Source organism: Caballeronia sp. M1242, assembly GCF_017220215.1.
Taxonomy (GTDB): Bacteria; Pseudomonadota; Gammaproteobacteria; order Burkholderiales; family Burkholderiaceae; genus Caballeronia.
This window is the reverse complement of record NZ_CP071129.1, coordinates 793,021-806,848: the sequence shown is the minus strand read 5'-3', so window position 1 is coordinate 806,848 and position 13,828 is coordinate 793,021. Positions and strand designations below refer to the sequence as shown.

At 65.0% G+C, this 13,828-nt stretch carries 12 protein-coding genes; 6 read left to right on the top strand and 6 right to left on the bottom strand.

Annotated elements, in window-relative coordinates:
- Positions 1-14 precede the first annotated feature (14 nt).
- The gene (locus tag JYK05_RS03710; protein WP_206467807.1) at positions 15-1,358 is read right to left on the bottom strand and encodes an ATP-binding protein; all 1,344 of its coding nucleotides are present in this window, start codon (positions 1,356-1,358) and stop codon (positions 15-17) included.
- On the bottom strand, positions 1,342-2,064 hold the full coding sequence (locus JYK05_RS03705) for a response regulator (protein WP_175939816.1): 723 nt from the start codon (positions 2,062-2,064) through the stop codon (positions 1,342-1,344). The genes JYK05_RS03710 and JYK05_RS03705 overlap by 17 nt, the downstream gene beginning before the upstream one ends.
- Before the next feature lie 220 nt (positions 2,065-2,284).
- Here JYK05_RS03705 and JYK05_RS03700 point away from each other — a divergent pair, with 220 nt between their 5' ends.
- Positions 2,285-2,869, top strand: a complete 585-nt coding sequence (locus JYK05_RS03700) for a periplasmic heavy metal sensor (protein WP_206467806.1) — start codon at positions 2,285-2,287, stop codon at positions 2,867-2,869.
- A 64-nt stretch (positions 2,870-2,933) separates the two neighbouring features.
- Here JYK05_RS03700 and JYK05_RS03695 read toward each other — a convergent pair whose 3' ends face one another.
- Positions 2,934-3,632 carry a pirin family protein gene (locus JYK05_RS03695; RefSeq protein ID WP_206467805.1) on the bottom strand — a complete coding sequence of 233 codons (699 nt, stop codon included), beginning with the start codon at positions 3,630-3,632 and terminating at the stop codon, positions 2,934-2,936.
- 490 nt (positions 3,633-4,122) lie between these two features.
- Here JYK05_RS03695 and JYK05_RS03690 point away from each other — a divergent pair, with 490 nt between their 5' ends.
- From JYK05_RS03690 to JYK05_RS03670, 5 genes are all read left to right on the top strand, one after another.
- On the top strand, positions 4,123-4,809 hold the full coding sequence (locus JYK05_RS03690) for an ABC transporter permease (RefSeq protein ID WP_175939813.1): 687 nt from the start codon (positions 4,123-4,125) through the stop codon (positions 4,807-4,809).
- Between the two features lie 54 nt (positions 4,810-4,863).
- The gene (locus JYK05_RS03685; RefSeq protein WP_175939812.1) at positions 4,864-5,577 is read left to right on the top strand and encodes an ABC transporter permease; all 714 of its coding nucleotides are present in this window, start codon (positions 4,864-4,866) and stop codon (positions 5,575-5,577) included.
- Between the two features lie 28 nt (positions 5,578-5,605).
- Positions 5,606-6,385 (top strand): ABC transporter ATP-binding protein, encoded by a 780-nt coding sequence (locus tag JYK05_RS03680; protein ID WP_206467804.1) that lies wholly within the window; start codon positions 5,606-5,608, stop codon positions 6,383-6,385.
- 531 nt (positions 6,386-6,916) lie between these two features.
- Positions 6,917-8,071, top strand: coding sequence for a porin (locus JYK05_RS03675; protein ID WP_175940619.1), 1,155 nt, complete (start codon positions 6,917-6,919; stop codon positions 8,069-8,071).
- Between the two features lie 249 nt (positions 8,072-8,320).
- A complete protein-coding gene (locus JYK05_RS03670) occupies positions 8,321-9,442 on the top strand; it encodes a porin (RefSeq protein ID WP_206468203.1) in 1,122 nt (373 codons plus the stop codon).
- Between the two features lie 122 nt (positions 9,443-9,564).
- Here the strand turns inward: JYK05_RS03670 and JYK05_RS03665 are convergent, their stop codons facing one another.
- The 3 genes from JYK05_RS03665 to zwf all read right to left on the bottom strand — a co-directional run bounded on the left by JYK05_RS03665 (position 9,565) and on the right by zwf (position 13,778).
- Positions 9,565-11,481, bottom strand: coding sequence for a bifunctional transcriptional regulator/glucokinase (locus JYK05_RS03665; RefSeq protein ID WP_206467803.1), 1,917 nt, complete (start codon positions 11,479-11,481; stop codon positions 9,565-9,567).
- Positions 11,462-12,184: a 6-phosphogluconolactonase gene (pgl, locus tag JYK05_RS03660; RefSeq protein WP_175939808.1), complete on the bottom strand. Its 723-nt coding sequence runs from the start codon at positions 12,182-12,184 to the stop codon at positions 11,462-11,464. The genes JYK05_RS03665 and pgl overlap by 20 nt, the downstream gene beginning before the upstream one ends.
- A 133-nt stretch (positions 12,185-12,317) precedes the next feature.
- Positions 12,318-13,778 carry a glucose-6-phosphate dehydrogenase gene (gene zwf / locus JYK05_RS03655; RefSeq protein WP_206467802.1) on the bottom strand — a complete coding sequence of 487 codons (1,461 nt, stop codon included), beginning with the start codon at positions 13,776-13,778 and terminating at the stop codon, positions 12,318-12,320.
- Between the last annotated feature and the right edge of the window lie 50 nt (positions 13,779-13,828).

The following is a 13,828-nucleotide window of genomic DNA, read 5'->3' as shown; positions in this document are numbered from 1 at the left end:
AGACGCGCGCGTGGTCAGAACGCGCGCTCCTCGTGCGGCGATCCGGCGCGGCGCGCCGTGACCGTCCGCGCGGCGGGATCGAACGGGAAGGTCATCGCGACCCGCAAGCCGCCATCGACCTGATTGCCGATCTCGCACTCGCCGCCCGCGCGCCGCGCGAGCCGCTCCACGATGGCGAGTCCGAGGCCGCTATGCCCGCTGCCGCCGCGCGCCGGATCGAGCCGCACGAACGGGCGGCTCGCCTTGATGAGGTCGTTGGGCGCAATGCCCTTGCCGTGGTCCGACACGGACAGCACCCAGCCTTTCGCCTCGCGCCGCGTCTCGATGACGATGGGCGGCGCGCCGTAAGCGTGCGCGTTATCCAGCAAGTTGGAGAGCAGGCGGTCGAGCGTCGCGGCCGGCAACACGAAGCCCGGCCCCGCTTCGAGCTTCAGGCGCACGGTATCCGCGCCCGGTGCGACCGCGCGATACGCCCGCGCGACGCGCTCGCACTGCTGATCCACCGCGACCGGCTCGCTGCCGTCCGGTCGGTCGTGCGCGAAGACCAGAAACTGATCGACGATATGCGCCATGGAATCGACGTCGCGCACCACGCCGTCGCGCGTCTTTTCGTCGTCCATCATTTCGGCGCGCAGGCGCAGGCGCGCAAGCGGCGTCTTCAGATCGTGCGCGACGCCCGCCAGCATCACCGCGCGGTCGCTCTCGCTTTGCGACACTTCGCGCACCATCTGATTGAAACCGTGTGTGAGCTGGCGCAACTCGCGCGGGCCGCGCTCGGGCACCGGCGGCGTGGGCTGCCCGCGTCCGAAGCGCGCGACCGCCTGCGCGAGCGAGCGCAGCGGCGATTGCAACTGCCACGCGGCGAAGAGCGCCGCCAGCACGGCCGTCGAAAAGATGATGGCAAGCCACACGAGCATGCGGTCGCGCGAGCGCGGGGGGCGCAGCGGCTGCACCGGCACGACGATCCAGCCCGCGTCCTTCGCGCCGTGGACCCAGACGCTCGGCGGCGCGCCGGGCGGGCCGGGGCGCACGTCGGTGCCGTCGGGCAAGCGGTCTTTCATGTCCTCGATGAAACGTGAGAGCGGACGCGGAAGCTCGTCGCCGCTCGCGGGCTGCGGCACATCCGCCGCTTGCAGTGGCACGATGCGCACGCGCGAGGGCAACGGCTGTTCCGGATTGTTCGCGATGTGCTGCCGCACCGCTTCGACCAGGAACGCCGCTTCCTCGACGGCATAGCGCGTTTGCGAGTAGTCGCGCTCGACGCGGATGACGGCGAACCACGCGAGGTGCGAGAGCACCAGCACGCCGATGACCAGAACGACCAGCCGGCCGAACAGCGAATCAATGGGCCGGCGCATTTTGCTCGCCGTCGGGCACGAACACGTAGCCGCGTCCCCGCACCGTCTGGATAAAGCGCGGCGCGGAAGGATCGCTCTCCAGAATGCGCCTCAGGCGCCACACCTGCACGTCGATGCCGCGGTCGGTGCCGTCGTATTCCGGGCCATGCAGCAGTTCGAGCAGGCGCTCGCGCGTGAGCGTGCGCATCGGGTGGTTCACGAAAATCTTGAGGAGCGCGAATTCGCTGCCGGAGAGCGTGATCGGCTTTTCGTCGTGCTGCAGCGTGCGCGACTGGAAGTCCAGGCGGAAGCGGCCGAACGAATACGGCTCGCGCTGCTCGGGCGCGGCGGACGGAATGGTGCGGCGGCGGCGCAGCACGGCCTGCACGCGCGCGAGCAGTTCGCGCGGGTTGAACGGCTTGCCGAGGTAATCGTCCGCGCCGAGTTCCAGGCCGACGATGCGGTCCACGTCGTCCGCGCGCGCGGTCAGCATGATGACGGGAATGTCGTCGCCCGATGCGCGGAGCTTGCGCAGCGCCGTCAGGCCGTCGACGCCCGGCATCATCAGATCGAGAACGATCAGATCGGGGCGCTCGCGCTCGATACGGCGTTCGAGCGAACCGGCGTCGTGCAGCACCGATACTTCGATGCCCTGCCGGACCAGATAGTCGCGCAAGAGATCGCGCAGTTCGGCGTCGTCGTCGACGACAAGAATTTGTGTAGTCATGAGAGGGAGTTTAGCGCGTGAGCCCCGACCGCTCGGCGGCTCTCGCGCCGCAAAGGGTTACGGGGTGTTACCGCGAAAGCAGCGCGTAAACCAGCGTAATACGAAACGCCGCCCCGGTAACACGCGCGCCGGCACGAGCCACTACGCTGTGTCTCACCGACCAAGCGCGGTCTCACGAAATCCGCGCATTCGGCTCCGACATCAATCAGGGAGTCTCACGATGAGCAAGCAATATCGCATTCTCGCCGCCGCTGCTACCGCACTCGCGCTGACCTTCGGCGCGGCCCACGCCGCCACCAACGACGCGCCGAACGCGCCGCCGCCCGGCGCCCCGGCCATGATGGGCGGGCCCGGCGGTCATCACATGGAAATGCGCATTCAGAAGCAGCTGGACGAGCTGCACGGCCAGCTCAAGCTGAATACGGATCAGGAAAGGCTCTGGCAAACGGCCATCGACACGATGAAGCAGAATCACAAGGCCATGCGGGAAAGCCATCGCCAGATGCGCGAGCAGTTCCAGTCGATGCAAAACCAGCCGATTCTGGATCTGAACGCGATGCACGCCGCGCATCAGAAGCTCGAGCAGCAGCAAATGCAGTTGCACGAGCAGACGGCGACCGCCTGGCTCAACTTCTATAACTCGCTGAACGACCAGCAAAAGACGACCGTGAGCACGGCGCTCAAGCAGCACTTCGCCCGCATGCGCGAGCATCAGCAGAAGATGCACGAGCGCTGGGGCAAGCATCGCGGCGGGCCGGACGCGGCTCAGGCCGCGCCGGGCGCATCCGCGACCGCGAAACCGTAAGCGGTACTCGCAGGCGCAAAAAAACCGCGGGCGCGAGCCCGCGGTTTTTCACATCGATAGCCGATCAAGCCAGATCGAACAGCAGCACTTCCGCCCGCTCGCCGCGGTCGATCGTCACTTTGGCGATGTCCTCGATCTTCGCGGCGTCGCCCGCGCCCAGCGCCTCGCCGTTCACCGACACCTTGCCGCGCGCCACGTGCACATACACGCGGCGGCCCGCCGGCACGTCGAACTCGGCGCGCTCGTCGCCGTCGAACAGGCCCGCGAAAATCCGCGCGTCGGCGCCGATCGTAACAGAGCCGTCCGTGCCCTCGGGCGAAGCGATCACGCGCAGGCGGCCGCGCTTTTCGTCATCGGTGAAGCGCTTTTCCTCGTATCCCGGCGCGCCGCCCGGCGCATCCGGAATGATCCAGATTTGCAGGAAGTGCGCCGTTTCGGTCGGCGAGCCGTTGAACTCGCTGTGCCGCACGCCGGTTCCGGCGCTCATGCGCTGCACGTCGCCGGGGCGGATGGTCGATCCGTTGCCCATGCTGTCGCGGTGCGCGAGCGCGCCTTCCAGCACGTAGCTCACGATCTCCATGTCGCGATGACCGTGCGTGCCGAAGCCCTGTCCGCCCGCGACGCGGTCTTCGTTGATCACCCGCAGCGCGCCGAAGTGGACGTGCTCCGGATCGAAATAATCGGCGAACGAGAACGTGTGATACGAGTCCAGCCAGCCGTGGTTGGCGTGACCGCGTTCGTTGCTGCGGCGAATCTCGAACATGTTGTGCTCCCGGTATAGACGTTGAACTGCGATGGAGACAATGTAAGGGCGGCCGCCTGCCGGAACAACGAGCGCGACGGCACTACACCGTCCCGCCGATGGAGGTAATCGGACTTCTCCGGCTATCGCCGCGCGCACGCCGGGTTCGGGTAAAATACCGCGCTTTTCGGGTGGCGGCGTCGCGGCAGCGCCTTCGGAAACACGGGCATTCGGGACATTCGCGGCATCCACGACAATCGCGGCATTTGCGTTTTGGGCGTGCTCGCCAATTTTGGCCACCTAGAATACGGACCGCCGGCGCCCGCGCCACGAGCGGCGCCGGAAAGAAACGAGACCATCCGCGTCGGGGCTTCATCGAGGTAACGCCGGCGAGCCGCGCGTAGGCGGCCAAATTCGGCGGCCAATGCGGCGGCGAATTTCGGCAGCGAAGCGCGGCGGGCGAGCCGCTTCGTGCGCGCGTGGAATGGGCGCACCTTACCAAGGAATCACCATGTTGCAAGGCTACGGTCCGCTGATCCTCGCGGGCACCTGGCAGACCGTCAAGCTCGCGGTGCTGTCGCTGGCGTTCGCCTTCGTGATCGGCCTCATCGGCGCGGCGGCGAAGCTCTCCAAGAGCCGTATCGCGTCGGGCATCGGCACGGTCTATACGACGCTGATTCGCGGCGTACCCGATCTCGTGCTGATGCTGCTGCTCTTCTACAGCATCCAGATCTGGCTGAACCTGCTCACCGACCAGCTCGGCTGGGATCAGATCGATATCGATCCGTTCCTCGCGGGCATTCTCGTGCTCGGCTTCATCTACGGCGCGTATTTCACCGAGACGTTCCGCGGCGCGTTCCTATCGGTGCCGCGCGGCCAGCTCGAAGCGGGCGCGGCGTACGGCATGACGCCGTGGCAGACCTTCTCGCGCATCATGTTTCCTCAGATGATGCGCTTCGCGCTGCCGGGCATCGGCAACAACTGGCAGGTGATGGTGAAGGCGACCGCGCTCGTGTCGATCATCGGCCTCGCGGATGTGGTGAAGGCCGCCCAGGACGCCGGCAAAGGCACGCAGCGGTTCTTCTTCTTCACGCTGCTCGCGGGCGTCGTCTATCTCGCCATCACCACGATCTCGAACTTCGTGCTGATCTGGCTGGAGCGGCGCTACTCCATCGGCGTGCGCAAGGCGGACCTGTAACCAGCGGCATTCGGATATCCAGCCTTATTCCAGTATCAAAGAGCGGCGGACTTCATGATCGAAATCATCCAGGAATTCTGGAAGAACTACCTTTTCACCGACGGCTACCGAATTACCGGTCTCGCCATCACGATGTGGCTGCTCGTGGTGTCCATCGGCCTCGGGTTCTGCCTCTCCGTGCCGCTCGCCGTCGCGCGGGTGTCGAAGAACAAGCTGCTCTCGCGCAGCGTCTGGCTGTACACGTACGTGTTTCGCGGCACGCCGCTCTACGTGCAGTTGCTGCTCTGCTATACGGGCCTTTACAGCCTGCAAGTCGTGCGCGATCACGTACTGCTTTCCGAGTTCTTCCGCAGCGGCATGAACTGCACGCTGCTCGCGTTCACGCTCAACACCTGCGCGTACACGACGGAAATCTTCGCCGGCGCGATCAAGGCGACGCCCTATGGCGAGATCGAAGCGGCGCGCGCTTACGGCATGTCGAGCTTCACGCTGTATCGCCGCGTGATTTTGCCCTCGGCGCTGCGCCGTGCGCTGCCTTACTACAGCAACGAAGTCATTCTCATGCTGCACGCGACGACCGTCGCGTTCACGGCGACCGTGCCGGACATCCTGAAGATCGCGCGCGACGTGAACTCCGCGACGTATCAGTCGTTCCAGGCGTTCGGCATCGCTGCCCTGCTCTATCTCGTCATTTCGTTCGCGCTCGTGTGGCTGTTCCGCCGCGCCGAACATCGCTGGCTCGCGTACCTGCGGCCGCAAGGCAAATAAGTCAGGCAATCGGGCTACAGGACCGCACATGAATTCCCAGAAGCACAAGCTTTTCGTCGATGACATTCACAAGCAGTACGGCAGCAACGAAGTTCTGAAAGGCGTCTCGCTGAAGGCGAACGCCGGCGACGTGATCAGCATCATCGGGTCGTCGGGATCCGGCAAGAGCACGATGCTGCGCTGTATCAACTTTCTCGAGCAGCCGAATCGCGGGCGCATCTTCGTCGACGGCGCCGAAGTGCGCACGATGTTGGACAAGACCGGCGCGTTGAAGGTTGCGGACGCGAAGCAACTGCGGCAAGTCCGCTCGAAGCTCTCGATGGTGTTTCAGCACTTCAACCTCTGGTCGCACATGAACGTGCTGGAGAACGTGACGGAGGCGCCCGTGAACGTGCTCGGCCTGCCGAAGAAGGAAGCCGAGGATCGCGCCCGCACGTATCTGGAGAAGGTCGGGCTCGCGCCGCGGCTGGAGAAGCAGTATCCGTCGCATTTGTCGGGCGGCCAGCAGCAGCGCGTGGCGATTGCGCGCGCCCTCGCCATGCACCCGGACGTCATGCTCTTCGACGAACCCACGTCCGCGCTCGATCCTGAACTCGTCGGCGAAGTGCTGAAGGTGATGCAGACGCTCGCCGAGGAAGGCCGCACGATGATCGTCGTCACGCACGAAATGGCGTTCGCGCGCAATGTGTCGAACCACGTCGTGTTTCTGCATCAGGGGCGTATCGAGGAGGAAGGTCGCCCGAACGACGTGTTCGCTCAGCCGAAGAGCGAGCGGCTCAGGCAGTTTCTTTCGGGTAGTCTCAAGTAGCTGCCGCACACTCTTGGAAAGAAAAAGCGCCCGCGAGGCGCTTTTTTTTCGCCGCCGCGCCCCGCCCGGCGGCCCTTCCAGCCCATTTCTGCCACCTAGCGCCGACACGTTCGCGCGTCAATAGGCGTCAAACCTGACCCCGAAACTTTCCCAAGCGCGGAGCCTTGCTGCATAAGGCTTTGCGGGCCGTTTCCCATGCTTTGGGTCGCGTCCACGCCACAATGGCTTTGCGTTTTTGACACACCGCATCCGTGAGCGTCAAATTCCTTTGGCGAGTGTGACGTAATTTGTTAAATTGGTAACTAAAGTACCAAAACGAAGTGCACAAAAAGTAGTTTTACTTCAAAACAAAGTGAGGAAACGCCAGTCGACGGACCGGCGTCAGATTCGCGCCCACGACGCGCGAGTCGTCACGAGCACTGTCGTTACGCGTGTGTCGTTCCTCGAAAAACAATTTCCGGTTGGATGCGCCCGCATCGAACCGCACACGGCAGCACTTGGTTCTATTTCTTGACAGGGTTGGAGGAGATGATGAAGAAAGCTTTGCTCGCGGCAGCAGCACTGCTGACGTTCAGCGCGGTGGCTCAGGCTCAAAGCAGCGTGACGCTGTATGGCCGCCTGGACGCCGGACTGGAGTACATGAACGGCGTGCCGACCGGCGTCGGCGCCAACGGCGCGGCCACCGGCTCGTCGCACCGCTTCCGTGCGGAAAGCGGCGACTGGGGTACGAGCCTCTGGGGCATGAAGGGCGTCGAAGATCTGGGCGGCGGCTATCGCGCCGTGTTCCAGTTGGAAGGCAGCTTCAACACCATGACGGGTCAAGGCCCGGGCGGCGGCGGCCTCTTCAATCGTTGGGCGACGGTCGGTATCGCGAACAACAACTTCGGTACGCTGCTGTTGGGCCGCGAACTCTTCATCGCTAACGGCGTGTGGGACTTCGATCCGTTCGGTCAGTCGAACTGGTCGTCGGCTTCGCTGGTGCGTGGCCGCAACTGGCCGCAATCGAGCAACAACATTTCGTACCAGTCGCCGAAGTTCGCAGGCTTCGACTTCTACGGCCAGTACGCACTGTCCAACGCAACGAACTGGAACGGCAACGGCACGACGCCGCAAGGCCGCGAAGGTGGCGCGTACATCACGTACACCACGCCGCTCTTCCAGATTCGCGGCATGTACGACGAGATCCGCAACCCGGCCAACGGTACGCTCGGCGGCGCCTACAACGCGCTCAACGGCGGCACGAACAACGGCAACGGCGTCTACGCGTACTCGCGCGAATACACGGCGATGTTCAACCTGTTCCTCGGCCAGTTCAAGGTTCAGGGCGCTTACCAGGCGATCCGTTCGTCCGGCATGGTGGGCCAGTTGCCCGGCCAGCCGACTACGCTCGACCACGAATGGGGCGGCGTGACGTGGCAAGCAACGCCGGCGGCGGCACTGATCGGCGCGGTCTACCACGTGAACGGCAACAACGGCGCGGGTAACGCGACCATCTACACGGTCGGCGGCTCGTACAACCTGTCGAAGCGCACCCTGTTCGACCTGCAGGTCGCGACGGTGCAGAACAGCAAGAGCGCCAACTACGGCCTGAACGCCAACAACTTCGGCACGGCTGCCGCGACGGACAACCCGTTCGCCGGCCACAGCCAGACGGGCGTCTATGCGGGCATTCAGCACTCGTTCTAAGCTGCGAGTCTGAACCAAGAATAGTTCTATAAGGTTTTCACGCTGCTGCGAGAGGCGCGTATCGGTGCGGTGCCCGAAAGGGTGTCGCACCGTTTTTTATTGGCGGCTCGTCTGACGCATGCAAGCGGCGGCTTGTTGCCGCGTTTGTCAAATTGAATCAAAAGTACAAGGCCGACCCTCCGAAAATGTAGTTCTCCTTCAAAATTCCGATGGCAGTTGTTCCACTTTTGACAGGAGCTGGAGGAGATGATGAAGAAGGCTTTGCTTGCAGCGGCGGCGCTGCTGACGTTCGGCGCGGCGGCGCATGCCCAAAGCAGCGTGACGCTGTACGGCCGCCTCGACGCGGGACTCGAATACATGAACGGCGTGCCGACCGGGGCGGCGAAGAACGTCACGGCGAGCCGCATCCGCGCCGAAAGCGGCGACTGGGGCACGAGCCTCTGGGGCCTGAAGGGCGCCGAAGATCTGGGCGGCGGCAATCGCGCCGTGTTCCAGCTGGAAGGCAGCTTCAACACCATGACGGGCCAGGGCCCGGGCGGCGGCGGCCTCTTCAATCGCTGGGCGACGGTGGGTATCGCCAACAACAACTTCGGTACGCTGCTGCTCGGCCGCGAACTGTTCGTGTCCAACGGCGTGTGGGACTTCGATCCGTTCGGCCAGTCAAACTGGTCGTCGGCGTCGCTGGTGCGTGGCCGCAACTGGCCGCAATCGAGCAACAACATCTCGTACCAGTCGCCGAAGTTCGCGGGCTTCGACTTCTACGGCCAATACGCGCTTTCGAACGCGACCAACTGGAACGGCAACGGCACGACGCCGCAAGGCCGCGAAGCAGGCGCGTACGTCACGTACACGTCGCCGTATCTGCAGGTTCGCGGCATGTACGACGAGATCCGCAATCCGGCCAACGGTCAGCTCGGCGGCGGCTATGGCACGACTCAGGGCGTCTACGCCTACTCGCGCGAATACTCCGCGATGGCCAACGTGTTCCTCGGCCAATTCAAGGTTCAGGCCGGTTATCAGGCGATTCGTTCTTCGGGCATGACCGGCCAGTTGCCGGGCGAGCCGACCACGCTCGACCACGAATGGGGCGGCGTGACGTGGCAGGCGTCGCCGGCTGCGGCGCTGACCGCCGCCGTCTATCACGTCAACGGCAACAACGGCGCAGGCAACGCGACCATGTACACCGTCGGCGGCTCGTACAACCTGTCTAAGCGCACGTTGTTCGACCTGCAAGTGGCCACCGTTCAGAACAGCAAGACGGCGAACTACGGCCTCAACGCGAACAGCTTCGGCACCGCTGCGTCGACGGACAATCCGTTCCCCGGCCGCAGCCAGACGGGCGTGTACGCGGGCATTCAGCGCTCGTTCTAAGCAGCGCGTCTGATGCACGAAGCGGCGCGGCTCCCGCAAGGAGCCGCGCCGTTTTCTTGCCCGCCAGAGAAAAGGGCCGCCGATTCACATCGGCGGCCCTTTTCGTTCGAACTGCTCGGGCGTTATTCCTTCGCCATGCCCGACGCACCGTGACTCAGCCAGTCGAGCACGGCGGCGGCTTCGTCGTCGCTGGACTCGCGCGCTTGCGCGACCGTCTCGCTGATCTTCGCACCCGGCTGCGGCGCCGCGCGGCGAATGGCCACGCCGACCGCGAGAATGTCGATGATCACGAGATGCAGAATGCGCGAGATCATCGACAACTGCGACTCGCGAATCTCGATGTGATCCGTCTCCAGCGCCACCGTCGCGCGCTTGGCGAGCGGCGTGTTGCTCGACGTGATCGCGATAACCGTCGCACCCTGCTGCATCGCCACTTCCAGCACGCGCAGCAACTCCGGCGCGCGCCCGGACTTCGACACGGCCACGATCACATCGCCCTTGCCGAGCAGCGCCGCCGACGCCGCCTGCATATAGAGATCGCCGTAGGCAATCGTCGGGATGCCGAAGCGGAAGAACTTATAGTGCGCGTCCTGCGCGACGATGTTCGAATTCCCTAAGCCATAGAACTCGATGCGCCGCGCGCCGTTCAGAATGTCAATCGCGCGCTCGACGTTCTCGAAGTTCAGATGCTCGCGCAGCTGAAGGATGGCCGACACGGTGTTGTCCAGCACCTTCGCGCCGAAGTCGGTGGCCGTATCGCCGAGATGCACCTGGCTGTGGCTCACCGGAATCGTGCCGGTGAGACCCGTCGCGAGCTTCAGCTTGAAGTCGGAGAGGCCCTGACAGCCCAGCGAGCGGCAAAAGCGAATCACCGTCGGCTGGCTCACGTCGGCCTTGCGCGCGATGTCGATGATCGGATCGTTGATGATCGAGCGCGGATGATTCAGCGCGAGATCGGCCACGCGCCGCTCGGCGGGCGTGAGCGCATCGCGCATCTGGCGAATGCGCTCGAACACCGCCGACGATCCGCTGTTCGCGCGATTCGACAACTGCTCGGCAAGAATCGCGGAGACGCCGAGGAACGCCGGATATTCCGCGGTGATGACGTAAGTCGGAATGCCGGACAAATACTGCTGGAAGCGCCCTTTCGATTCGAACCGCTCGCGAAACGGCGACTTGTGGAAGAGCTCGCCCAGCTTCAGCACGATGCCGCCGCCGATATAAATGCCGCCCAGCGCGCCGAGCGTCACCGCGATGTTGCCGGCGAACGTGCCGAGGATCGCGCAGAAGCAGTTCACCGTTTCGAGCGCGAGCGCCTCGCCTTGATGCGCGCGCGTGGTGACGTCGGCGGCGGTGAAGGTGTCGGCCACCGCGACGTTGTCGCGCTCCGCGAACGCCCGGTAGATCAACTCCAGCCCCTGCCCCGCGCACACGCGCTCGAACGACACGTGTGGAAACTTGCGGCGCGCATAGCGCGTGACGAGGTCTTCGCTTTCATCGAACGGCGAGAAGGTCGCGTGGCCGCCTTCGCTGCCGAGCGCGATCCAGCGATCATCCGCGGGAATCAGACCCGACACGCCCAGGCCCGTACCCGGACCCAGAAGGCCGATCACGCTGTTCTGCCGGCGCGCGCCGCCGCCCACCTGCACGCGCTGCGCATCGGTGAGACCGGGCAGCGCCATCGCGAGCGCGGTGAAGTCGTTGACGACGAGCAGTGTGTCGAAGCCGAGCGCGCGGCGCGTCGCTTCGATCGAGAAGCTCCAGTCGTGATTCGTCATCTTCACGTGATCGCCGTCCACCGGATTGGCGATCGCGATCGCCGCGTGATTGACGCGGCCGACTTTCGTGTCCTTCAGATACTGCTGCATGACTTCGGCGATGCCGGGGTAATCGGCGCCCGGATACACGCGAATCTGCCCGATTTCGCCGGGCGCCGTCTCCAGCGCGAAGCGCGCGTTGGTGCCGCCGATGTCGGCGAGCAGCCTCGGTCCATCGGCGTGGCTCGCCGCCGGAGCGGCCTTATGCACACCAGTAGACATCGAGCTTCACTCCTTCATCGTTGGCCAGGGTCGAGATGGCATTCTTTTGGCGCGCGGCGAGCGCCGCGTTCAGCACGTCCAGTTTCTTCTGGCCGGAGATGAAGAGGAAAAGCTGCTTCACCTGCTTGAGCGCGGACATCGACAGGCTTACCCGCGCGTGCGGCGCGCTGCCCGGATGCACGGCGACGAAGCGGTCCTGCGTGGAAATGGCGAAGTCCCATTCGGGCGCGTCCGCGAAGATGGACGCGGTGTGGCCGTCCTCGCCCATGCCGAGCACGGCGACATCCGGCAGACGGCGGCGCGCGTCGGCGTTGAGCGCGGCGACGTGCGCGTCGAGCGTGGCGGACGTATCGACAAGCGGCAGGAAGTAGGCGGCCGCGCCCGCGTCTTGCAGCAGCGTCTCGCGCACGAGGCGCGCGTTGCTCGCGGAATCGGTTTCAGGCACCCAGCGGTCGTCGACGAGCGTCACGTCGATGTGCGCCCACGCGAGCGGCTCGTGCGAGAGCGTCTGCAAGAACGGACGCGGGCTCGTGCCGCCGGACACGGCGAGCGTGGCATGAGCGGACTGTCCTGATGCGGCTGCGCTGGCATCGGCCGATGCGGCGCCTCTGGCCGCGAGCGACGCGGCAAGCGCGTCGCTGACGGCCTTCGCCAGCGCGTCCGAGTGGGCGCGCGGGTCGTCGAAAGTGCGAAGCTCGATCACTGCTCCTCCATCCTGCTTGTCTTGGTTTATCGACCCGCCTTATGCCGCGAAGCCGCGAACGGCCCGCGAAGCGGTCTTATGTGCTGGCGTCGCGCGCGGCGTCTCTCTGAATGGAGCCGTCAGCGCGACGCCCTCAATTCTCTTCTTCCAGCCAGCACGTGCCATGCTGCGCGAGCATCGCGCTCGACGCCGCCGGCCCCCACGTGCCCGCCGCGTACGGCTTGGGCTTGTTCGTCGACGATGCCCACGCGTTCAGAATCGGCTCGACCCAGCGCCACGCGGCTTCCTGCTCGTCGCGACGCACGAAGAGCGCGAGCCGCCCGTGGATCACGTCCAGCAACAGCCGCTGGTACGCCTCCATCTGCCCTTCCTTGAAGAACTGGTCGAACGCGAGGTCCAGATGGACGCTTGCGAGATTCATGCCCTCGCCCGGCTGCTTCGCGAGGCAGTAGAGGCGAATCGTCTCGTTCGGCTGCAAGCGGATCACGAGCCGGTTCGCGCCCGCGCGCAGCGCATTCGCGCCGAGCGCCGAATGCGGCACGGGCCGGAAATTCACGACGATCTCCGCGACGCGGTCCGCGAGGCGCTTGCCAGTGCGCAGGAAGAACGGCACGCCGGCCCAGCGCCAGTTTTCGATCTCGACTTTCAGCGCGACGAAGGTTTCCGTGTTGCTGTCGGGGCGCACGCCGGCTTCCGTCGCGTAGGCCGGCACCGATGCGCCGCGAATCACGCCCGCGTGATACTGCCCGCGCACGGCGACGCGGCTGATGTCGCGCTCCTCGATTGGCTTCAGCGCGCGCAGCACGCGCAGCTTTTCGTCGCGCACGGAGTCGGAATCCATCGAATGCGGCGGCTCCATCGTCACGATGGAAAGCAGTTGCAGCAAGTGGTTCTGCACCATGTCGCGCAACGCGCCGGTGTTGTCGTAGAAGTCGCCGCGCGCTTCCACGCCGAGCTCTTCCGCGATGGTGATCTGGATGCTCTCGACCCATTCGCGCCGCCACAGCGGCTCGAAGAGCGCATTGCCGAAGCGCAGCGCGAGGAGGTTCTGCACCGGCTCCTTGCCGAGATAATGGTCGATCCGGTAGATCTGCTCTTCCTGAAAGATCTCGCCGACCGCGTCGTTGATGGCGTTGGACGACTTCAGGTCATAGCCGAGCGGCTTTTCCAGCACGATGCGCGCGTTCTGGTTCAGGCCGACTTCCGACAGCGCGCGGCAGATGGGCACGAAGAGCGACGGCCCGGTCGCGAGATAAAAGACGCGCGTGCCGTCGTATTTGGCGAGCGCGTCGCGCAGCACCACGAAGTCTTCCGCGCGGCCCAGGTCGAGCTGCACGTATTCGATGCGCTCAAGAAAGCTGCGCCACGCGGTCTCGTCGAGGCCCTTCTTCGACACGTGCGGCTTCACGTGTTCCTCGACCCACGCGAGGTATTCGCCGGGAGCCTGCGCGCCGCGCGCCACCGCGACGATCTTGCCCGACGCGGCCAGCATGCCCGCCCGGTGCGCTTCGAACAGCGCCGGAAGAATCTTGCGCATCGACAAGTCGCCGGTCCCGCCGAAGAGCACGAAGATGAAATTCGAGTCGCTTTGCATGGGTTTTGAGGCCGCCTGTGAAGTCGGTGGGACGTCGAACGAAAGGGTAC

Bases quoted from the DNA above. Each gene is read 5' to 3' on its own strand.
- JYK05_RS03710 (WP_206467807.1), bottom strand. From the start codon at position 1,358: ATGCGCCGGCCCATTGATTCGCTGTTCGGCCGGCTGGTCGTTCTGGTC.
- JYK05_RS03705 (WP_175939816.1), bottom strand. From the start codon at position 2,064: ATGACTACACAAATTCTTGTCGTCGACGACGACGCCGAACTGCGCGAT.
- JYK05_RS03700 (WP_206467806.1), top strand. From the start codon at position 2,285: ATGAGCAAGCAATATCGCATTCTCGCCGCCGCTGCTACCGCACTCGCG.
- JYK05_RS03695 (WP_206467805.1), bottom strand. From the start codon at position 3,632: ATGTTCGAGATTCGCCGCAGCAACGAACGCGGTCACGCCAACCACGGC.
- JYK05_RS03690 (WP_175939813.1), top strand. From the start codon at position 4,123: ATGTTGCAAGGCTACGGTCCGCTGATCCTCGCGGGCACCTGGCAGACC.
- JYK05_RS03685 (WP_175939812.1), top strand. From the start codon at position 4,864: ATGATCGAAATCATCCAGGAATTCTGGAAGAACTACCTTTTCACCGAC.
- JYK05_RS03680 (WP_206467804.1), top strand. From the start codon at position 5,606: ATGAATTCCCAGAAGCACAAGCTTTTCGTCGATGACATTCACAAGCAG.
- JYK05_RS03675 (WP_175940619.1), top strand. From the start codon at position 6,917: ATGAAGAAAGCTTTGCTCGCGGCAGCAGCACTGCTGACGTTCAGCGCG.
- JYK05_RS03670 (WP_206468203.1), top strand. From the start codon at position 8,321: ATGAAGAAGGCTTTGCTTGCAGCGGCGGCGCTGCTGACGTTCGGCGCG.
- JYK05_RS03665 (WP_206467803.1), bottom strand. From the start codon at position 11,481: ATGTCTACTGGTGTGCATAAGGCCGCTCCGGCGGCGAGCCACGCCGAT.
- zwf (WP_206467802.1), bottom strand. From the start codon at position 13,778: ATGCAAAGCGACTCGAATTTCATCTTCGTGCTCTTCGGCGGGACCGGC.